This is a genomic window from Psychrobacter sp. PL15 (genome assembly GCF_035984995.1).
Classification (GTDB): Bacteria; Pseudomonadota; Gammaproteobacteria; order Pseudomonadales; family Moraxellaceae; genus Psychrobacter.
The window spans coordinates 37,980-58,521 of record NZ_JAXCIB010000003.1 but is presented as its reverse complement, the minus strand read 5'-3'; the positions used below and the strand labels follow the sequence as shown (position 1 = coordinate 58,521).

The 20,542-nt window shown below is 43.6% G+C and carries 15 protein-coding genes, 2 tRNA genes and 1 pseudogene; 12 read left to right on the top strand and 6 right to left on the bottom strand.

Annotated features, from left to right (window positions below; translation table 11 throughout):
* The first annotated feature begins 189 nt into the window (after positions 1–189).
* On the top strand, positions 190–897 hold the full coding sequence (locus tag RCH20_RS03305; RefSeq protein ID WP_209955766.1) for a ZIP family metal transporter: 708 nt from the start codon (positions 190–192) through the stop codon (positions 895–897).
* Positions 898–1,512: 615 nt separating this feature from the next.
* On the opposite strand, the gene RCH20_RS03300 is transcribed toward RCH20_RS03305, so the two are convergent.
* Together RCH20_RS03300 and RCH20_RS03295 are read right to left on the bottom strand one after the other, a co-directional pair.
* Positions 1,513–1,716, bottom strand: a complete 204-nt coding sequence (locus RCH20_RS03300; protein ID WP_209955764.1) for a CsbD family protein — start codon at positions 1,714–1,716, stop codon at positions 1,513–1,515.
* Between the two features lie 410 nt (positions 1,717–2,126).
* Entirely contained in the window at positions 2,127–3,356 is a 1,230-nt protein-coding gene (locus tag RCH20_RS03295) for an NADH:flavin oxidoreductase/NADH oxidase family protein (protein ID WP_327192583.1), read from the bottom strand.
* A gap of 189 nt (positions 3,357–3,545) precedes the next feature.
* Here RCH20_RS03295 and RCH20_RS03290 point away from each other — a divergent pair, with 189 nt between their 5' ends.
* Entirely contained in the window at positions 3,546–4,277 is a 732-nt protein-coding gene (locus RCH20_RS03290) for a TetR/AcrR family transcriptional regulator (protein ID WP_327192582.1), read from the top strand.
* 65 nt (positions 4,278–4,342) lie between these two features.
* The gene (locus RCH20_RS03285; RefSeq protein ID WP_327192581.1) at positions 4,343–6,583 is read left to right on the top strand and encodes a molybdopterin oxidoreductase family protein; all 2,241 of its coding nucleotides are present in this window, start codon (positions 4,343–4,345) and stop codon (positions 6,581–6,583) included.
* A 151-nt stretch (positions 6,584–6,734) separates the two neighbouring features.
* On the opposite strand, the gene RCH20_RS03280 is transcribed toward RCH20_RS03285, so the two are convergent.
* Both RCH20_RS03280 and ygfZ read right to left on the bottom strand, forming a co-directional pair.
* Positions 6,735–8,063: a D-amino acid dehydrogenase gene (locus RCH20_RS03280; RefSeq protein WP_327192580.1), complete on the bottom strand. Its 1,329-nt coding sequence runs from the start codon at positions 8,061–8,063 to the stop codon at positions 6,735–6,737.
* A 77-nt stretch (positions 8,064–8,140) separates the two neighbouring features.
* Entirely contained in the window at positions 8,141–8,935 is a 795-nt protein-coding gene (gene ygfZ / locus RCH20_RS03275; protein ID WP_327192579.1) for a CAF17-like 4Fe-4S cluster assembly/insertion protein YgfZ, read from the bottom strand.
* 331 nt (positions 8,936–9,266) lie between these two features.
* Here ygfZ and RCH20_RS03270 point away from each other — a divergent pair, with 331 nt between their 5' ends.
* Entirely contained in the window at positions 9,267–9,620 is a 354-nt protein-coding gene (locus RCH20_RS03270; protein WP_327192578.1) for a zinc ribbon domain-containing protein YjdM, read from the top strand.
* A gap of 170 nt (positions 9,621–9,790) precedes the next feature.
* Positions 9,791–11,092 carry a glutamate-1-semialdehyde 2,1-aminomutase gene (hemL, locus tag RCH20_RS03265; protein ID WP_327192577.1) on the top strand — a complete coding sequence of 434 codons (1,302 nt, stop codon included), beginning with the start codon at positions 9,791–9,793 and terminating at the stop codon, positions 11,090–11,092.
* Positions 11,093–11,259: 167 nt separating this feature from the next.
* On the opposite strand, the gene RCH20_RS03260 is transcribed toward hemL, so the two are convergent.
* Entirely contained in the window at positions 11,260–11,601 is a 342-nt protein-coding gene (locus tag RCH20_RS03260; protein WP_209958796.1) for an Mpo1-like protein, read from the bottom strand.
* A gap of 507 nt (positions 11,602–12,108) precedes the next feature.
* Between RCH20_RS03260 and ppx the strand changes: the two genes are divergently transcribed.
* From ppx to RCH20_RS03235, 5 genes and pseudogenes are all read left to right on the top strand, one after another.
* Positions 12,109–13,659 carry an exopolyphosphatase gene (gene ppx / locus RCH20_RS03255; protein WP_327192576.1) on the top strand — a complete coding sequence of 517 codons (1,551 nt, stop codon included), beginning with the start codon at positions 12,109–12,111 and terminating at the stop codon, positions 13,657–13,659.
* A 429-nt stretch (positions 13,660–14,088) separates the two neighbouring features.
* Positions 14,089–14,904, top strand: a pseudogene (locus RCH20_RS03250) (acetyl-CoA carboxylase carboxyltransferase subunit alpha); the annotation flags it as partial.
* Between the two features lie 117 nt (positions 14,905–15,021).
* A complete protein-coding gene (gene tilS, locus RCH20_RS03245; RefSeq protein WP_327192575.1) occupies positions 15,022–16,731 on the top strand; it encodes a tRNA lysidine(34) synthetase TilS in 1,710 nt (569 codons plus the stop codon).
* A gap of 376 nt (positions 16,732–17,107) precedes the next feature.
* Entirely contained in the window at positions 17,108–17,941 is an 834-nt protein-coding gene (gene proC, locus RCH20_RS03240; RefSeq protein WP_209955744.1) for a pyrroline-5-carboxylate reductase, read from the top strand.
* Positions 17,942–18,058: 117 nt separating this feature from the next.
* Positions 18,059–18,628, top strand: a complete 570-nt coding sequence (locus RCH20_RS03235) for a YggT family protein (protein WP_209955742.1) — start codon at positions 18,059–18,061, stop codon at positions 18,626–18,628.
* 102 nt (positions 18,629–18,730) lie between these two features.
* Here the strand turns inward: RCH20_RS03235 and RCH20_RS03230 are convergent, their stop codons facing one another.
* Positions 18,731–19,537, bottom strand: coding sequence for a hydroxymethylpyrimidine/phosphomethylpyrimidine kinase (locus RCH20_RS03230; RefSeq protein ID WP_327192574.1), 807 nt, complete (start codon positions 19,535–19,537; stop codon positions 18,731–18,733).
* A gap of 346 nt (positions 19,538–19,883) precedes the next feature.
* Between RCH20_RS03230 and RCH20_RS03225 the strand changes: the two genes are divergently transcribed.
* Positions 19,884–19,973: transfer RNA gene (locus RCH20_RS03225), tRNA-Ser, on the top strand.
* A 184-nt stretch (positions 19,974–20,157) separates the two neighbouring features.
* A tRNA-Arg gene (locus tag RCH20_RS03220) sits at positions 20,158–20,234 on the top strand.
* The last annotated feature ends 308 nt before the right edge of the window (positions 20,235–20,542 follow it).

Sequence of the window (20,542 nt, the reverse complement as noted above, 5' to 3'; positions counted from 1 at the left end):
CATTCGTATACTAAGGTGCCAAACTTGATAACAGATGTCTCCGGCGTTAATAAGTTGTAAATATTGCAAATGCTTGCGTAAGAATTAAAGGCTTTGAGTGAATGGGGGCTTGCTAAGTGCTGTTTTTATCGCTAACACTACCGCTATTTATCAAGTACGGCATGCCCGTAGTAAGAAGGAGTAATTATAATGTTATTAACGCTCATTTTGTTTTCAGGCTTTGCTGGAGCGACCGTATTTATAGGGGGATTACTGGCCAATTTATTCGATCATCATGTTAAAGACAGCCCAATTAAATATGAAGTTATTCATACTTTGATGTCATTTGGGGCAGGCATTATTTTATCCGCACTGGCCTTAGTATTGGTGCCCAAAGGTATGGAGACACTCAGCATTTGGGGCGTGGTGGGTTCGTTTTTATTGGGGGCAGTGCTGTTTATGCTCATTGATCGCAAGCTTGCCAAATCAGGCAGTCAGCAAGCGACGCTTTTGGCGATGATGATGGATTTTGTGCCAGAGTCTATCGCACTCGGCGCCGTATTTGCCATTGAGCCACAGATGGCATTATTATTGGCTGTATTTATAGGGTTACAGAATCTACCGGAATCATTTAACTCGTTTCGCGATTTGGTACAAAGTGGTTTTAGTGTCAATAAAACCTTATTTATTTTCTTTGGGCTCAGCTTCTTTGGTATTCTCTCAGCGCTTGTCGGTCATTTCTTGTTGAGTCAGCATCCTAACCTCACTGCGCATCTGATGATATTTGCCAGTGGTGGTATTTTATATTTACTTATTCAAGACATCATTCCTGAGAGTAAGTTGAATAACAACCATTTGACCTCACTAGGTGCCTCGCTTGGGTTTTTAGTGGGTGTCGTTGGTGAGATGTTGATCTAAAAGTAAGAAAAGTAAGAAGAAATGACTCATTATAAAGCGCTTGTAAGCATATGCTTACAAGCAAAGACGCTCACGCGACTTAACAACAAGGCAACAATTTGGCACTATAGATACACGGCATTAGGGAGTGCGACTCAAGGATTGAGTTTACCGTATTATGGATAATAATTCAGTTACTAGCATCAGGATGGTAATAGCAACTGAAGAAAGGACACATATCCCGTGCTGGTGGTAGATAATGCCAATAGTAGTTGTACGTAATGGGCAGGATGCCCAGCTGTCACGACACACTTGATATCTTGCAAGGATGCAGCGATTAGAGTGGTGATGGGTAACATGGATCGTTAACAATAAAGCCGCATAACAATTAATTGCTATGCGGCTTTATCGTGTCTAGAGTTTATGACAATTATGAGCGATATAAAATTATAAGTGATATGAGAAGCGCCTATATAAATGGCGCTACCGATCATTAAAATTTAGTTGGCCTCTTTTTTTTCGTAGTACTTAAAATCCACTCTTTTTTTAGTGCATTGTTATAAGTGGTCATTATATTCAGTTTTTATAAAATTATTGATAGCCCATACAAGTTTTTATGTGTGATGTATCTATCAACTAATATTTATTATCACGGCGCCATTCGTCCACTTCACGTTCAGCATCGTCCTTAGCATGGCCATAACGCTCTTGCACACGGCCGACTAGCTTGTCGCGGCTACCTTCGATATGGGTGAGGTCATCATCAGTTAGGTCGGCCCACTTCTGTTTTACTGCACCTTTCATCTGATTCCACTCACCTTTTAGAGTATGTTCATTCATAGTTATATTCCTCTTTCTATTTATTAAATTATTGACCGCAATACTTATATTGTAATGGATGTTTTTTAGTTATTGCTTTTCATCACCAATTTTATTATTGCTTTGCTATACAAGCGCTTAGCTTGTAGCACTGAATATAGGCGGTTTAGATTGTGTTGTCTGTATACACAATGTTTATAATGTTACTTAATTATAAGAAACGCCCTGTATGTGTTGTCCATACAAATACTGTGTTATAGCAAAGGTGAATTATGTCTATTATGCGTAACGATGATTAATAATTCATCGAAGTGATTTTTACTGACATCAATGAGTAGCGGAGAATCTATCAGAAAGAAAATAAATAAAAAGCAGAAGCCAAAACATGGAACTTCTGCTTTTTTATACTTCTTCTAGTATGAAGTGTTGAGTTATCTGGCTAAGTAGCCTTGATAGCGCTTCGTTAGTTTTTTTATTCGAATGCGATCACTAATCAGTGAGAATATCGGTGATGCGTTTGGTTTAGGTGGCTTACCTTCTCCCATACGTCGCAGTTGGCGCTTGACCACTGCCATCGTGGCAATCGCACTTAAGGTTTTGTCCTTCCATTGCACCCTTGGGTTGTGAGCGCTGAGTTGCTCATCTTTTTTCCAATCATTAGGCAAAGAAGGGTTCATCGCTAAAGCCGTTCCCATTCCGATGATATCGATACCGTGAGTCAATACGTCTTCCGCTATCGCTAAACGCCTGACACCGCCCGTGGTCATAATAGGCATAGTGGCCACTTGCGCAATATCTTTTGCGAAGTCTAAAAAGTAGGCTTCTCGCTGTAAGGTTCGGCCATCAGCGGTTGACCCCTGCATCGCTGGGCTTTCATAACTGCCACCAGACAGTTCGACTAAATCAACGGCCAGCGTATTCATCGCCAGAATAACAGTTTTTGCATCATTGGCATCGAAGCCACCACGCTGAAAATCAGCCGAATTTATTTTTACGGCTACCGCAAAGCTAGAGGCAACTTGAGCACGCACGGCCTTGATAACAGCAATCAATAAGCGCATACGGTTCTCAATGGATCCGCCATATTCATCCTCACGTTTATTGGTTAATGGCGATAAAAATTGAGAGAGTAGATAACCGTGAGCGGCATGAATTTGCACGCCATCAAAGCCTGCTTGTTCTGCTTTTACAGCGGTATCAACGAAGCGCTGAATCAGTTGCTCAATATCTTGGTGGGTCATGGCTCTAGGCTTACTAAATAAGTGAGAGTGCTTTCCCAAATCAAGGGGCACATCAGAAGGAGACAACACATCGCCTCCCATAGCCGCATACACTTGGCGGCCAGGGTGATTAATCTGCATCCAGACTTGAGTATTCTTCTGCTTGGCAGCTTGAGCCCAAGTCTTGAAAGGGGCTATAGCACTGTTCTTGTCTAATACGATACCACCTGGACCGGTCATAGCGCGGCCATCGACCATTACGTTACCTGTGATTAATAAGCCTGTACCACCTTCAGCCCAGCGCTGATACAAGCGCAGAATAGCAGGGCCAGGAATTTGTCCTTCATCGGCCATATTTTCTTCCATGGCAGCTTTGGCTAGGCGATTGGGGAGACTGGCACCACAAGGGAGTAAAAACGGAGTAAAAACTGCTGACGTCATAATGGCAACCTAACGGTGTGGTTTTGTGAAAAATAAGTTCTGCTATGAATTAAACGATAGACTTATAGTTTAAATGACTATAGCCTTATAGTCGAAGTAATCTTTATAAATTTATAATCGCTTTATGTAACCTCAAACAAGTTACTTGAACCTTGATTCAATCATTTACTAGACAGGGATAGATCAGCTTTGAATGCATTAGCACAGCAACATTCAGTAGTACTGACAGCAGCATCAGTACCAGTAGAATCGAAGCGTGAGCTGGCAAAAGCCAATACGCGTCGAGCGCTATTGAAAAGTGCATTACAGCTTTATAGCTTGGAGGGCGCTTGTGGTATGAGCATGAACAAAGTCGCTAAGGGCGCAGGTATCGCTCAGCCCAGCTTTTACAATCATTTTGATAGCATGGATGACCTGCAAAGTGAATTAAGTGCACAGCTGAAAGCCAATTATTTATCCCCTATGCGCATGGCTTGGGTGAACATGATAAAAGATTATGATTCCTTGAACAAAGACCAGTTCAGTCAGCGTTGCCAGCAGTGCCTGACCCTAATTTTTGACTCAGCATTTAAAAACATTGCTTTATTTCAACATTTAATCGAAGACCGCTCGCGTTGTGGCTCAAAGATAGAAGGTTTAGATAATAAAGGTTTAGAAAATAAAGGCTCATTAAACAAAGGCCTAGGAAACTTAATTATAGAAATACAAGAAGAGTGGGCGGACATATTTATTCAGGGGTTACAGTTATCTGGTCGTTGTTTTGAGCGCACTGATGTGAATCTCTGTGTCGATATCGCTAGTGCACAGGTCCATGAATTAATACTGGGTTGTCATCAAGAGCGTTATTCAAGACAACAGGCCATTGATATATTAAGTACGAATTTTAACGCACTCTTTATCAATTTTTTTGCCCGCAAGTAACGATGATTACAAGTAATTCATATAATGAAAACTAGGACTAATACAGAATAAAAGGGAGCACGACAATGGTTAAAGCAGCTAAAGCGGCTAAAGTAACTACAGCTAAAGCAACTAGGGCTAACGAACAGACACACTTTAGAACCTGTAACTTATGCGAAGCGATGTGCGGCATCGAGATAAAGCACGATGGCAACAAGGTCTTATCCATTAAAGGGGATAAAAACGATCCCTTTTCTCAAGGCTATATTTGTCCGAAAGCGACGGCCTTACAAGATTTGCATGAAGACCCTGATCGCTTGCGTCAGCCTGTCGAGAGAACCGCTAACGGCTGGAAGAAAATTAGCTGGCCAGACGCTTTAGATAAAGTGGCTGCCGGTATTCAATCAGTACAGAAACAGCACGGTCAAAACGCCCTCGGTATTTATCTGGGGAATCCGAACGTACATAACTTGGGAGGTATGTTGACGATTAGGCATTTACTGCACAGTATAAAAACGCGCAGTCGCTTTTCTGCTACCTCAATCGACCAATTACCGCATCACATTGTTAGCATGCATTTATTTGGTCACATGCTGCGCATTCCTGTACCGGATGTCAATCGTACCCAGTACATGCTGATCATTGGTGGTAATCCGCTCGCCTCTAACGGCAGTATCATGAGCGCGCCGAATATGCGTCAGAAGCTAAAAGATATCAAAGCACGTGATGGCAAAGTAGTTGTGATTGACCCAAGACGGACGGAAACAGCAGATATTGCCAGCGAACATCATTTCATTCGCCCAGCAACCGATGTCTTATTACTGCTGGCCATGCTGAATGAAATCCACTTACAAGGTTATGCTAAAGAGCATGTCAAAAATAATAGAGCGGCGGCTTTAGCACCAGAAATCGACCGTATCGCCTCTTTTGCTAAAGATTATACCGCTGAGTCAGTGGCGGGTATTACTGGTATTACCGCCGTTGAAATCAAACGTCTAGTGAAAGAGTTTTGTGAGGCTGAAAGTTCAGTCTGCTATGGCCGCATGGGCATATCGGTGCAAGAGTTCGGTTTATTAAGTCAGTATCTCGCTATGATCATTAATATCGTCACGGGCCGTTTGGATGAAGTTGGCGGTTTAATGTTCCCTAACCCTGCGGTCGACGTCGTTAATAATTCGGGTCCAGGCTATCTAGGTAAGCGGCTTAGCCGAGTAAGTAACTTGCCTGATTTTAATGGCGAGTATCCGGTAGTGGCTATGGCGGATGAGATGCTGGTAGAAGGGGAAGGGCAATTGAAGGGATTCATCAGCGTCGCTGGCAATCCTGTATTAAGTACCCCCAATGGTGAAAAGCTAGACAAAGCGCTGTCACAATTAGACTTTATGGTGTCGCTCGATTACTTCGTTACTGAAACCAGTCGTCATGCCAATATTATTTTACCGCCAGTATCGCCATTAGAGCGCGATCATTATGACCTTACTTTTAATGGTTTTGCTGTGCATAATGTGGCCAAATATTCGAAGGCATTGTTCAGTAAGAAAAAGAATGAAAGACATGATTGGCAAATTTACCTAGAGCTTGCGAAACGCTTGAATAAAAAAGTGCCTTTGGCAACCAAAGCCGAACGCTTGTTAATCAAGGTTTTAGGGCCAAAATTCTTGCTTGATCAAGGTTTGAGACGTGGTCCTTATGAAGGCATGACGTTAAAGAAGCTGAAAAAAAATCTTCACGGTATTGATCTAGGACCTTTAAAAAGTATGTTACCGCAAGCCTTAAAGCACAAAGATAAGAAGATTCATCTTAATGTTGATTTTTATCAAGCAGATTTAGACCGTGTGAAAGAGATGATGCAGCAATATGACGACAGTCAGATTCTACTCATTGGCCGTCGTCATGTGCGTAGTAATAATTCATGGTTGCACAACAGCCATCGATTGGTAAAAGGCAAGTCGCGCTGTACCTTGATGTTGCATCCTGAAACGGCGCAGCAGCATAGTATTGAGCACGGTCAAGACGTAAAAGTCAGCTCTCGGGTGGGTAGTGTTGTCATTGCAGCAGAAGTCACCGATGAGCTCATGCCAGGGGTTGTGAGTATTCCGCATGGTTGGGGTCACGGTCGCAAAGGCGTTAAGCAAAAGATTGCCCAAGCACATGCAGGCGTCAGCGTTAACGATTTAACAGATGATACTTTAATTGATCAGTTGAGCGGTAATGCGGCAGTGAACGGCGTACCGGTGCAATTAGAGGCAATCAAGGTAAAAGCAGGTGAGCTAGAGGTAAATAAGACTGATAAATTAGAAGCTACTGAACTTGAGGTATCGGGTTAAGTGGTATCGATCTAGAGGCTAGAGGACTCATTAATAACCTAAACTGAAAAGGCGCTTACCTATAGTAAGCGCCTTTTTTATGTCTGTATTACCGTAGCGTTTTCAAGGTATTTTAACTATAGCTATGAGACTGACACCGTTAAACTGGCATTTATTGAGCCTTTATACCAACGAAGTCAAAATCGACTGCGGGTATTTCACCCTGCATCAATAAACTAATCGCTTTAGCGGAGCCGCAAGCATGCGTCCAGCCCAGTGTTCCATGGCCAGTGTTTAGCCACAGGTTATCAAAGGTAGCCTCTGTATTATGACTACCATGACGAACGTGACCAGCATGTGCCCGCCCAATTAACGGTACATTTGAGGGAGTCATAGGGCGTAGCCCCGCCCAATACTTAACAGAATTGGCAACGATGCCTTTAGGGAATAGCTGCTGTACGCGCTGGGTAATAGCTTCGCAGCGTGTGCTATTAAGGTCTAGATTATAACCATTAAATTCGGCTGTCCCCGCTACCCGTAATTTATCACCCAGGCGCGACACAACCAGTTTGTACTCATCATCAATGAGGCTAATAAACGGCGCTAAGTGTGGCGCGCGTGGATTCACTCGATAGGTAGCAGAATAGCCTTTGGCTGGGAAGATGGGTAGATGAATATTTAACGGCTTCACGAGTGGCACACTATAACTGCCGAGTGCCAGTACATAACTATCAGCACTAAAAGTCTGCGCATTTTCACCCGCTGGGCGAATGGTGATGCTATGGACATGAGGTCTGGCAGACTCAGTGTCGGTATTTATGGCTAAAATATCAGTATCGTATAAAAACTGCACGCCAGCTTCGACGCAACGTTCTGCTAGACGCTGGGTAAATAAGTGCGTATTGCCTGATTCATCACTGCTGGTATAGGTTGCACCCTTCAGCTTGTGGGCAATGGGGTACAGTGCTGGCTCTAAGCTAGCGGCAGTATTGATATCAATGAAGTGGCGCTCACAGCCTAGTTCTTGCATACGCTCGGTTGGCGCAATGGCCGCATCAAACTCAGCTTGGCTGGTATAAAAATGCATGATACCTCGCGTTTGCTGCTCGTATTTGATATCAATATCGGCGCGTAGCTGCTGCAAAGCGGCTCTTGAATATAGGCCCAAATGTACCATCTGTACTAGATTGGCATCGGCCTTATCAGCGCGGCACTCTTGTAAAAACTGCATTGCCCACTTGAGTTGAGCTTTATCCGCACGCAAGCGATACAGTAGCGGCGCATCTTCTTGGAACAACCATTTGAGCGCTTTCATCGGTGCGGCTGGGTTGGCCCAGGGAGTGGCATGTGATACCGATATTTGACCACCATTAGCGAACGAGGTCTGTAGTCCTGCGGCTGGCTCACGTTCAATCACAGTCACGTTATAGCCTGCTTGCCGCAGATACCATGCGGTAGTTACACCGACTACGCCTGCACCGAGTACTGAGATATGGGTCATAGAATTCTCTACTGTGATTGATTAAGTCATACTGTCGGAATGTCGATTAAGGCCGTTATTTACCTATTAATCGCCATCTATTTAGGACGGGCAACATCTGTTTGTAGCGCTGGGGGCAGTGCTAATACTGTTAGGTCGCTATCAGCAAGATGTTCTGGACGGGCCACCACTAATGCTTCAAAACCTTTGTTACGTTGGTTATGTTGGCTATCTTGGCCAATTACTATTGCATTGACCACTTGAATTTTGCCTAGTTTTTCGCCTACTGCTGGCAGGTCGCCTGTCCCCTGTACATAATGTAAAAATGCCTTAGGCGCTGATTTAAAGTAAATACGCGCGATGACTTCTTGACCTAAATAACAGCCTTTATCGTAGTCCATACCGCCACGCTGATGTAAGCGTAACTCTTGTGGCTGAAACTCGCCTTGGGTGGCGGCCACTATCCAGTAGTTACCGGTTGCAATACTAGACTGCACCCATGCTTGCGTATCTTCTGGCGTATTGTGAGTCTCTTTATGGCTAAAGGTTGGCTCATCTGCCAGTACGCAAGGATAAATCGGGGTTGGTGCACTGGTTTCAAACTTTGAAAAGGCACCATATTTACCAAGATGTGCTTTTAAAGACTCTGCACAATCCGCACTGATAACCACGTCATAATGCTTTTCGGCTTGTTTTTTAATCCAAATGCCAAACTCAATACGACCTTTTAAGTTGCCGATAGCAGCGGCCTGATAACTGAGACCCAGTTTGGTCACGTCACAGGTTAATTGGCCTTGTAAGAATTTTTCGGCATCGTCACCTTGGATGGTTAATTGTTGGAATTTGACCGTAGCAGCGGGTACAGAAGAATCTGGAGTCAAAGATTGAGTCATAGTGGTCATCCTTATTATGAGAATTGAGTGATTGACCTTTAGGTACAAAAAACAACGTCCAGATGTAGGTGCTGAGATTGGCTACTAAAGAACAACTGATTAACCTAGCATGATTTAAAGGGTATAACCTAAAGGTAGAAAAGTAATATATAGAAGTAAATGAGTTCAAAGAGAGTACCATAAAAAACAGCCTCAAAAAAAATGCTGAGCTTATAGTGTAAGTTGGGCATATAGTATGGTTTTCAACCGAACCGATTGGTTAAAATCAGCGACTTACGGTACAATGAGTACTCTAAAGCGGACCTAATTTATGACGGCTAACGAGGATATTATGAGTTTACCCAATTGCCCAGCATGTGATGAAAATTATACTTACGAAGATGGTGCGCTACTAATATGCCCAATGTGTGCCCATGAGTGGACCGCGGCTGAAAATGATGTAGCGCAAACTGACGAGCAAGACACTGTGATACGTGATGCCGTTGGCAATGAGCTGCAAGATGGCGATGCCGTCACCGTAATTAAGGATCTAAAAGTCAAAGGCTCGTCCACCGTCATTAAAGTGGGTACCAAAGCAAAAAGTATCCGCCTATTGCCCGATGCATCCGATGGTCATGATATTGACTGTAAACTCGACGGCTTTGGCCCCATGAAGCTTAAGTCCTCAGTGGTTAAAAAAGCTTAATAAACAGGATTTACATCCCTAGTTTTTAAATCCTTAACTGAGCTGTTTTAGCTTTATTTAATGTCACGTTTATCCCTTTTATTCGAAACTGACGATGTTAGTTATCTATTAAATAAAGCATCGACTGTTGCTGCTCAATTCTTAATAAAATAACATAATAGAGATCATTTATGAGTACTAAAAACGAACAACTCTTCGCCCAAGCCCGCAAACATATTCCTGGTGGTGTGAACTCCCCAGTTCGTGCCTTTGCTGGGGTAGGCGGCACACCCGTATTTATGCACCGCGCTAATGGTAGCAAGATTTATGACACCGAAGACAATGCTTATATCGATTATATAGGCTCGTGGGGGCCGATGATTTTGGGTCACGCTCATCCAAAAGTCATTGATGCGGTCAAACAAGCCGCTGAGGATGGACTTAGCTTTGGTACGCCAACACCGTTTGAAACCACGGTTGCTGATAAGATATGTGACATCGTTCCTAGTGTTGAGATGATTCGTATGACCAGCTCGGGTACTGAAGCAACTATGAGTGCAATTCGTCTGGCACGCGGGTTTACTGAGCGTGATAATATTGTCAAATTCGAAGGCTGTTATCATGGTCATTCAGACAGCTTGCTAGTCAAAGCTGGCTCAGGAATGCTTGATATTGGTGAGCCCACGTCAAAAGGCGTGCCAGCTGACTTTGCCAAACACACGATTACTCTACCTTATAATGACCCACAAGCGATCAAAGACTGCTTCGAAAAATGGGGCGACACTATTGCTTGTGTTATCGTCGAGCCTATCGCTGGCAATATGAATATGGTTATCCCGGAGCAGGCTTTTCACGATACCTTACGTGCTCAATGTACTGAACATGGAGCCGTGCTGGTTTTTGATGAAGTAATGACTGGCTTTCGAGTGGGACTGGGCGGTGCTCAAGCACATTTTGGTGTTAGCCCTGACTTAACCTGTTTTGGTAAAATCATCGGTGCCGGCCTACCGGTTGGTGCATTCGGTGGTAAGCGTGAGATTATGTCTTGCATCGCACCAATGGGCGGGGTCTATCAAGCAGGTACCTTATCTGGTAATCCTCTCGCTATGCGTGCTGGCATCGCCATGTTTGAAGACTTAACGGTAGAGGGATTTTACGACGAGCTGGCCGGCAAAGTTGACCGTCTCATTGATGGTATCCAGGCCGCCGCTGACAAGCACGGTATCCATTTGCGCACCAACAAGCTTGGCGGTATGTTCGGTATGTTTTTTGTCAAAGACAGCGATACCAAAACCCCACTCGATTTTGATGATGTCACTGAATGTAATATGGATGCTTTTAACACCTTCTTCCATGGCATGCTTGATCGGGGTATTTATCTCGCGCCTTCTGCTTATGAAGCCGGCTTTATGTCTATTAAGCATAGCAACGAAGATTTAGATTTTTCTATCCAAGCCGCTGACGAGATATTTGCAGAAATGGCCAACGCGTAATTTAATGGCTTTAAGCTTTAAATGATAAGTTTTAACGTCTAATCAATCTCCATAGAAAAGGCCAGCATATAATTATGCTGGCCTTTTCTATAGTTGAACGTTTTTAGCCATATAGTTAAAATACCTTAAAAAAGCCACGGTACTGCTGGCCCAGATGAACCCGGCACTTACTGCTGTCGCGGCTTATCAAACGTGCGATCTTTCAAGCTTAAGTTACCGCGCAGCACGTCGCCATACATGCGAAAATCACTGACAAAGCTTTTTAGTGGAAATTTAAAAGAGGCCGGTTTGTTTTTTTCAAAGAAAAAATGCCCGACCCAAGCACAAGCATAGCCTGCCGCAATACCCTTCAGTAATGGTTTCGGTGAACGGGTTCTGATAGAGTTGGCTATGCCTAATAAGCCAAAACTACTACCTGCAAAGTGGAGGCGGCGGCAAGCCATGTTTTGATGCTCAGCTAAATAAAAATCATAGAAGCCCGTTTCAACTGACCTATCCATTTTTACCATATCAGTCCTGGCGCTGCTAGATTTAGAATTAGTATCTGTTTTAATGTTGTTAGTATTAGCGACTTGTTGTGCTTGAGTGGTAGCAGTCTGATTCATTTTATTAGCTTCCTTTGCTGGTGATTTATCTACTATCAATTAATCACTGACAACGTCCTGGTTATCAGTGATTAATCAGCATTATCCATAGTCATGTTCAATAAATTATTTATGAATGACAGTTAAATGCTTGTTATTTATTGCAATATTGCTGATTTTAAATGTAGCAAATAGCGCTGGTTAATACAAGTGCTAGGCGTTGACTGAGCGTTCGTATTCTGGGCGCACCTGAGCAAGCGTTGCGTCCTGCTTGCCAGTGTTTGGCATAAATGCTTTAATGACGAAACTTGTCTATGATGCGCATGGCTGACACTACTATTAAAAAGTTATTGATACGATGTGCATAAGATATTTGTTTGTATTTGACTTTATAAGCTACCCCAACCCTCATAAATGGTAACTATTTTTCCTATGCTCAATAACACCCTTGAAAATCTGCCCATCGCTGATGATGAACTGATAGCCGCCATTGATATTGGCTCTAACAGCTTTCATTTGGCGATTGCTCGCCTTGATCATGGCGAAGTACGAAAAGTAGCTTCCATGTCCGAAAAGGTACAGTTAGCAGCAGGATTAGATGAGCATAATATCTTAGGGGCTGCTGCCGAAAACCGAGGGCTAGATTGTCTGAGTCGCTTTGTAGCACGCCTTGATTCAGTGCCGCCTGAGCGCATTCGTATTGTCGCAACCAATGCCCTGCGCCAAGCTAAAAATGCTAACGATTTTATCGCACGCGCTAATGAAATTTTGCCCAAGCCGATTGAAATCATCGCCGGTCGTGAAGAGGCGCGGTTGATTTATCTGGGCGTATCACATACCAATGCCAGTAGCGACAAGCGCTTAGTGATTGATATTGGCGGGGGTTCGACAGAATTTATCATTGGAAAAGGCTTTGATCCGTTATTGACCGAAAGTTTACAGATGGGCTGTGTGGCCTTTACTCAGAAGTTTTTTGCGGATGGACAGATTACTAAAGAGGCTTTTAACCATGCTATCGCAGCGGCCCGCAAAGAAGTATTATCGATTAATGGTCGCTATCAAAAGACTGGTTGGAACAGCGTAGTTGGCTCTAGTGGGACGATTAAAGCCGTACGAAACGTGCTAGTCTCAAAAGGTTGGTCTGATGCTCAAGAACGCGTGACTTATCGAGGAGTCAAAGAATTAGAAAAGCTATTGATTAAAATTGGTGATGTGAACGATATTGAGCTAACTGGCGTCAAAGAACATCGCAAGGCCGTATTTCCAGCAGGGGTGGCCGTACTGCGTGCAGCCATGAAAGTACTGGGTGTGGAGACTATTACTTACTCTGATGGGGCGCTACGCGAAGGCGTCATGTATGACATGCTTGGGCGCTTTGCTAGTGAAGATGTACGCGACCGCAGTGTCTTGGCGCTAATCAAACGCTATTCTGTGGACAAAAAACAAGCCCGCCAAGTGGTCAGAACCAGCCGTCATTTACTCAAGCAAGTCCAAAAAGACTTACAGTTGACTGGCGATGATGCAGATGTATTGAGACGTGCTGCTTATTTGCATGAGATTGGACTGGCAATCAGTCACAGCAATTATCATCGCCACAGCTCTTATCTACTTGAAAATTCGGATATTCCTGGTTTTTCACAAGTGGATCAAAAGCGTATGGCCCAATTGATGCTGAGTCATAGGCGCAAGTTAAAAGGTGATATGCTCGAGAAAACTTGTCTCATTGGTGGTAATCAACTGGTTTATTTGTGCTTGCTACTCAGACTTGCGGTTTTAGCTCATCATAGCCGTAGTGAATATGACCTGCCTCAGATGCAGCTGATTGTCACAGACACCAATTGCTGGCAAATTACTGTTAGTACTGACAAAAAGCATTATGCATTTTTATATTCTGATCTTTGTGCTGAGATTGAACAGTTTGCCAAGTGGGGCGTCAAGCTAAATGTCATTGAGTCTAGTGTTATTAAAAAACTAAGTCATTAATTTAGTCATTAACTTAGTCATTAACTCAGCAACTGATTTAAATATTAGATGGCATGATTGTTTGCTCAACAGTCAATCAAAAACTAACATTACAAAAGCTGCCTTCTCGGTAATGCCACGACATTTGAGATGTGCTACTATAGCTTTTATTGAGTTTACAACTGTACTGCTGTGTTACTCAAAGTAATAACCGTGCTATATAATTAGATTCACATAACATAACCAGATTCATATAACCAAAACCATATCATTTTAATACCCGTTTAACCATAAAACGAGTAACCATAAAACGAGTAACTATAAAACGAGCATCCATAACAAGTGCCAGTAAACAATACTAGCGAACTGTGTGTAAATAGTACGCATCGTTCAATAGGTAGGGCTGGCACGGTAGCGAAGTGATATGGTTTTGACCACAAAACGACAAAAAAGGAAACGTCTATGAGTACTGTTTGGGATAGCGTTCAGCTGGCACGGCATGCCAAGCGTCCATTATTTATGGACTATGTTAATCAGCTATTTACTGAGTTTGATGAGCTGCATGGCGACCGTGCCTTCGCTGATGACAAAGCGATTATTGGTGGTCTAGCGCGCTTAGATGGTAAGCCAGTAATGGTGGTTGGTCAACATCGAGGGCGCAGTACTCGCGAGCGTATCGCCCATAACTTTGGTATGGCAAACCCTGAAGGCTACCGTAAGGTTATTCGCTTAGTCAAAATGGCTGAGCGTTTCAATATTCCGGTAATGACTTTCGTTGATACTCAAGGTGCTTACCCTGGTATTGGTGCTGAAGAGCGGGGACAAGCGCAAGCTATCGCTGAAAGTATCGCAGTATTCTCAAGTCTTAAAACCCCTATTATCGTCACCATTATCGGTGAAGGTGGTTCAGGTGGTGCATTGGCTATTGGGGTTGGTGATAAAGTTAATATGCTACAAAATAGTATCTACTCGGTCATTTCTCCTGAAGGGTGTGCTGCCATTCTCTGGAAAACAGCTGAAAAAGCCCAAGAGGCTAGCGAAGCCTTAAAATTAAATGCTATCAACCTTTATCAAATGGGCTTGATTGATGCGGTCATCGAAGAAGGTGAAGGGGCACATATTCATCCACAACCGGTAATGAACTCGCTTAAAGCCCTGTTAATTGAGCAGCTAGACGAGCTACAAGATATGGATGCGCACGACCGTTGTGAGCAGCGTTATGAAAAGCTAAAATCTTTTGACTCAGAAGTGATGTTGCCCTGCTAACTGATGTTGTTTTGACAAGTGACGATAGCAGATTAAATATTGCCAACTAAATAATAACTGACGTGCTACTTTGTGGCACGTTTTTTTGTATATAAAACCAGATAAATAAGATCAATTATGACCAGCAGCGCAATCCGTCAATATCCTATTGAATCAATAGCCAAATCGCTAATAGATAAAGACTTAGCACAGGCGTTACTAATCAGCGTGGCTGAATATACTGACCAGCTACAGGGTCACCGGATCTGGCTGGCCTGTAGTGGTGGGCGTGATTCATTGGCGTTAGCTGCCATCTGTTTACAATTGTATCGGCAAGGTCAGCTAGCGTTTTTACCGCAACTATTGCATGTCGACCATGGCCTGCAAGCTGATAGTAAGTGTTGGGCGCTGCACCTTGCTGAGTGGGCGCATGCGCAACAAATGCCTTGCCATATTTTACAAGCAACGGTTAACGGTCATGATGAGCAAGCCGCCCGGCAAGCACGTTATCAAGCCATGCTCGCTCATATCAATCAAGATGATGTTTTATTATTAGCCCATCATGCCGATGACCAAGCTGAAACTGTGCTGATGCGCTTGATTCAAGGCGCAGGAGTAAATGGCTTGTCCGGTATGGAAGCATGGCGAGTACAATCGCAAGGCGCACGTCGCAACGTCGTATGGCGGCCTTGGTTAACAGTACGTCGTGCGAATATCAGCAGCTACGCCCAGCGTCTACAGCTCCCCTACATTGACGATCCTACTAATACCAGTGGTGACAATGTACGTAGTGGCTTGCGTCATGAAATCATGCCGGCATTGGCACATTATAATACGAATGTCATTGATAATATTGCTCGTAGTGCGCAGTTGCTCGCCGATGCTCAAGCAACGGTCAGCGCGCAAGCTGCCCAAGATTTTCAGCAGACCGCCATCACATCGCTGCAATTTGTACCGGCGCAACGGGTGCTGAGTATTCTTGATTTACAGCTATTGCCATCCTATCGCCAGCGACAATTGCTGCACTATTGGCTCGCACAAGATGAGCCATTACCGCCTGCTAAGCAATTAGTCGATGATGTGATTATGCTGATTCAGCGTAGCGATAATGACCATCAGACTCAGCTACATTGGCAAGGCCGTAAGCAACAGTACCTCATTTGTCGCTACCGTCAGCAATTGTATCGTCTCAGCAAGAGCTGGCTGACCTGGCTGACCATACCACTGATTGAACAAACGCACGTCTTACCTAGTACTGTTGTGTCTGAAACCCGTTTGTCTGAAATTAATGGGGCTGAAACTAATGGGGCTGAAACTAATGGGGCTGAAACTAATGGGGCTGAAACTAATGGGGCTGAAACTAATGGTTCTCAAAATACCTTAACGACACTTACCTTACGTACAGATGAAAATTTTGTTTGGCATTTACCACTGACCTGCGATTCAATAGGGCCGTTATTAAGCCGTTTAAACACTTTATTAGGTAACGCTCACACACCAATAAATGTATTAAACTTGATAAGTCATCAAGATAAAGTTGTGTTAAAGATCGCCCCATTAGGTCGGCAGCAGCGATTACAAACCACCCTGGCTACACGTCCACAAGCCGGCAAAAAGCTGTACCAGACGCTGGGTATTCCTTTATGGCTACGTGACAGCCTAGCAGTGGTTAGTATTGTCTGTATAGATACGCAGAATGATCTACCGTTTGATTTACCCATATTACTACTATCACCATTTGACAGCTGGATATTAGGGTTTGATAAATCGGTAGCGAATATGATGAGTGACGAGTTTGATGAGAATAACACTGTCAACAGTACTTTAAGCCTTAATAATAGATCCTAAAAATACAGTAGATCCAATTTAAAAACGATACAGTGCTGCAAGCTAATTGAAGCGGAAGCTAGTAAAAAAATTTTCTTAAAAAAGTCTATTAGAAATAATATGAAGTCACAAAAGTAAGCGCTTTTCTTGTATAACTCTGTTTGCTAAAACCTGCCCTGAAAAATTCTATTAACAACTTTCTAAAAACTTAACATATTGGTTCTCACTCAGTGGTTAACTCAATACTCTAGCTGAGTCTATTGTCACTGTTACCGTCACGAATTTATCAAACGGTAGCAGTAGCAGTATGATAGAATGAGTGTCATTTTCAATAGCATTATATTAGTTTGAGTGCTTTTAAATGTTGCCGATAGGGGACTGTTCTTAGGAGATCAGAATGTCAGTATTAGATAACAAGAAAATTAGCTTCATCGGTGGCGGGAACATGGCCCAAGCCCTTATTAGTGGGCTTATTAGCTGTGGTGTCAAGCCTGAGCTGATTACGGTAGCAGATCCTAGCGCGGAAGTGCGTCAGCATTTAGCGGCCCAGCACCTGAAGACTGTTGATCCGGTCGCCGATCCAAAATCGGCCGTTATTGATGCTGACGTGATTGTGCTGGCGGTAAAGCCGCAACTGATGAAAGTGGTAGTGAGTGCATTTGCTGATGTGTTGGATAATCAGCTGGTTATCTCAGTAGCAGCGGGCTTATCGACTGATATTTTATCCGGTATGCTTGGTGGTTATCGCAATATTGTGCGCGCTATGCCTAACACTCCAGCCATGATTCAAATGGGTGCAACGGGTCTATATGGCACCGATGATACCACTGAAGAACAACAACGGTTGGCAACAGCAGTGATGGAAGCGTCAGGTCTGGTAATGTGGGTAGATAATGAAGAACATATGCATGCGGTGACCGCAGTTTCCGGTTCAGCACCCGCGTACGTCTTTTACTTTATCGAATCAATGATAGATGGCGGGATTGCCTTAGGGTTGGACAAAGAGCAAGCCTCAGCACTCGCTATGCAAACCGTCCTAGGCGCAGCAAAAATGGCTATTGGCAGTGATGACGCGCCAGCTGAGCTACGTCGTAAAGTCACGTCGCTAAACGGAACCACTCAAGCGGCGATTGAATCAATGCAAGGCAATGAGATCGGTCGTCAAATCGCTGAGGCTATGAAAGCCTGCGCTGACCGTAGTCAAGCACTGAGTGATGAGATGAGTGATTAATTGGTTATAAAAAATCAGCTATAAAGCCAGCCATATTAATAGTGGTTGTGATATTAGCTGTAAGCATAAGAGTTTAATAATGGTATCTGTTAACACGGGCATATTGAGTAGCGCTTCATGAATAACATGTTATTGCAAATTTTTGATCTGGTCACCACCTTCGCTATGTTGTTGGTGTTTATACGCTTCATGCTACAGTTTGCAGACATGGATGCAAGCGATCCTATGATTCGGCCGGCTTACAAAGCGACCCATATTGTAGATGTGTTTGGTCGTATCTTTCCGACCGTGGCTCAAGGGCGTATCAGTATTGCTGCAATTGTACTGATGCTGTTAATTCGTCTGATAGACATTTCTGGTAAAGCTGCGTTAACTCAACAAGGCATTGCGCCTGTGCCGCTATTTTTCACCGGCTCAGTAAGCTTGGTTTTAGACTTTTTGCGTATGTGTCGCTATCTGGTAATTGGCTCTATTATTGTCAGCTGGATTGTGGTGTTTACCAACTCTTCGCATCCAGTCATTGGTATTATTATGCGTTTAGCGGAGCCCATCTTAGCCCCGTTCCGCCGTATCACGCCAAACCTTGGTATGCTCGATCTATCCCCTATGGTGGCCTTCTTTGCTTTTTACTTGCTAGAGATCTTCATTGGTGGCTTGGCCTCAAACTTTATGCCAATGTTAGGCTAGGCTAGGCTGGACTGATTTAAGTCGGTCTAATAGAGACCTACTATTTTGCTATCAAAAAAGACGCCTTAGTAATCAGGCGTCTTTTTTACGTCTAAGATCCTCTTAAGTACTAGCTGTTATTTTTACGAACCGATTCGGTATCAACTGAGCTTTAGCATCATCAGGATGCGGCGCGTCAGCAGCAATGAGCGTTTGGGTGATCCAATGGTCTGCCGCAATCACCGCTGCTGTGAGCGCATCGCCCAGCGCTAAGCGTCCAGCAATGAAGCTAGCAAGCGAACAGCCAGAACCATGAAATTCACCATCAAGGCGTGATAGCGTACTCTGATGAATCATTTCACCTTGCACATACAGATATTGCTCAATATCACCGCTATCAAAGTCATGCGAAGTTTTGACCAGTACTGCATGTGTTCCTTGGGCACATAACTTCTGCGCGCCAATATGTAAATCTTGCTCGCCACTCAATGCGCGCAGTTCGTGAGTATTGGGGGTAATTAAAGTGGCATAGGGCAACAGCTTTCTAAAGGCAGCTACTAGCGTTTGCTCATCGCCCAAACTGCCACCACTGTTAGCAACTAGCACGGGATCAAGTACAAAAGGCGTGCCGTCAGCGATTATCCGTTCAGCAAATAAGCGCGTTAGCATCGCGATGTTATCTGTGGTACCTAACATGCCAGATTTAATGACTCGAACCGGTAAGTCATCTAGCACAGTCGTTGCTTGAGCTTCTACCAGTGTGGCCGCACACGCTTCGAAGCCAATCACCTGCTGCGAGTTTTGCACCGTGATGGCGGTGCAGGCGACTGCTGCATGGGCACCTGCTTGTCCAATCGCCTCAATATCTGCTTGTAGTCCAGCACCGCCTGACGGATCTAACCCTGAAAAACACAATACTACCGGCCGCATAGCTTTTCCTTTTATGGTTCATTATGAGTGTGCAATAATTTTTGTTCATCGTATCTAATGACTGCTACTTACTATAGCCATCCTGATTTAAAAAAGCCATAGTAACGTATAGTCGCTAGCTGCTGTTTGGCTGCTATAGCAGCTAAGAATGAGAGCAATATAAGAGAAATGAGCACTTATGAGCCATTTGGAACAATTAATATTCAAAATTATGCTAAAAGCCTTACCAAAACCACGTGTAACGCTTGCAATTTATTTTGGCTTTGATATAATACTCGCCCACGACATAGGACGTATCATTAGCATTGATACTTGTTTTTAGAACTTAAAAAGTCTGACGTCGTTTGGTGAAGTGGGTGAGTGGCTGAAACCAGTTCCCTGCTAAGGAACCATACGTTTGCGCGTATCGAGGGTTCGAATCCCTCCTTCACCTCCATTATATTTAGTTGTTTGTAGATTTAGAACGCAGCTTATTCCTGTTAAAAATGATTTAACTTTTGAAATAGAAAGAATTCTGTCTTAATCGTTAAAATGCATTGACACTAGCTGTATTATCTATATAATAGCCAACCTAATTTGCTGTAATAGTTTTTGACTGTGCAGTAAATGATGTGCAATACGCGCCTGTAGCTCAGTTGGATAGAGCACTTGGCTACGAACTAAGGGGTCGGGAGTTCGAATCTCTCCAGGCGCACCATTTGCATCATCGCTTATATACTAGATCAATCGCCTGTCTTATGACACTCTGGCGGTTTTTTTATGTCTGCTACTTTTACAGATTGATCCCACTCAGTTCAAAAAATGCGCTCTAATCTCGATATAGCAAAGAGCAGTTAATACTTTTATTCTTAAATCATGCTCGCAGACTCTCAATGCTGCTTGCTGCTCACTTATCTTTACCCAATCTACAGTCACAAACCTATAGTCAATGAAAAGTAATATCGACACATAATTTACTGCTGGCATAAGTTTTTCTTGCTTGCTGTGCCTACGCAGACAGAGGCT

Coding starts and splice junctions, on each gene's coding strand:
- RCH20_RS03305 (WP_209955766.1), top strand. CDS start 190: ATGTTATTAACGCTCATTTTGTTTTCAGGCTTTGCTGGAGCGACCGTA.
- RCH20_RS03300 (WP_209955764.1), bottom strand. CDS start 1,716: ATGAATGAACATACTCTAAAAGGTGAGTGGAATCAGATGAAAGGTGCA.
- RCH20_RS03295 (WP_327192583.1), bottom strand. CDS start 3,356: ATGACGTCAGCAGTTTTTACTCCGTTTTTACTCCCTTGTGGTGCCAGT.
- RCH20_RS03285 (WP_327192581.1), top strand. CDS start 4,343: ATGGTTAAAGCAGCTAAAGCGGCTAAAGTAACTACAGCTAAAGCAACT.
- RCH20_RS03280 (WP_327192580.1), bottom strand. CDS start 8,063: ATGACCCATATCTCAGTACTCGGTGCAGGCGTAGTCGGTGTAACTACC.
- ygfZ (WP_327192579.1), bottom strand. CDS start 8,935: ATGACTCAATCTTTGACTCCAGATTCTTCTGTACCCGCTGCTACGGTC.
- RCH20_RS03270 (WP_327192578.1), top strand. CDS start 9,267: ATGAGTTTACCCAATTGCCCAGCATGTGATGAAAATTATACTTACGAA.
- hemL (WP_327192577.1), top strand. CDS start 9,791: ATGAGTACTAAAAACGAACAACTCTTCGCCCAAGCCCGCAAACATATT.
- RCH20_RS03260 (WP_209958796.1), bottom strand. CDS start 11,601: ATGGTAAAAATGGATAGGTCAGTTGAAACGGGCTTCTATGATTTTTAT.
- ppx (WP_327192576.1), top strand. CDS start 12,109: ATGCTCAATAACACCCTTGAAAATCTGCCCATCGCTGATGATGAACTG.
- tilS (WP_327192575.1), top strand. CDS start 15,022: ATGACCAGCAGCGCAATCCGTCAATATCCTATTGAATCAATAGCCAAA.
- proC (WP_209955744.1), top strand. CDS start 17,108: ATGTCAGTATTAGATAACAAGAAAATTAGCTTCATCGGTGGCGGGAAC.
- RCH20_RS03235 (WP_209955742.1), top strand. CDS start 18,059: ATGAATAACATGTTATTGCAAATTTTTGATCTGGTCACCACCTTCGCT.
- RCH20_RS03230 (WP_327192574.1), bottom strand. CDS start 19,537: ATGCGGCCGGTAGTATTGTGTTTTTCAGGGTTAGATCCGTCAGGCGGT.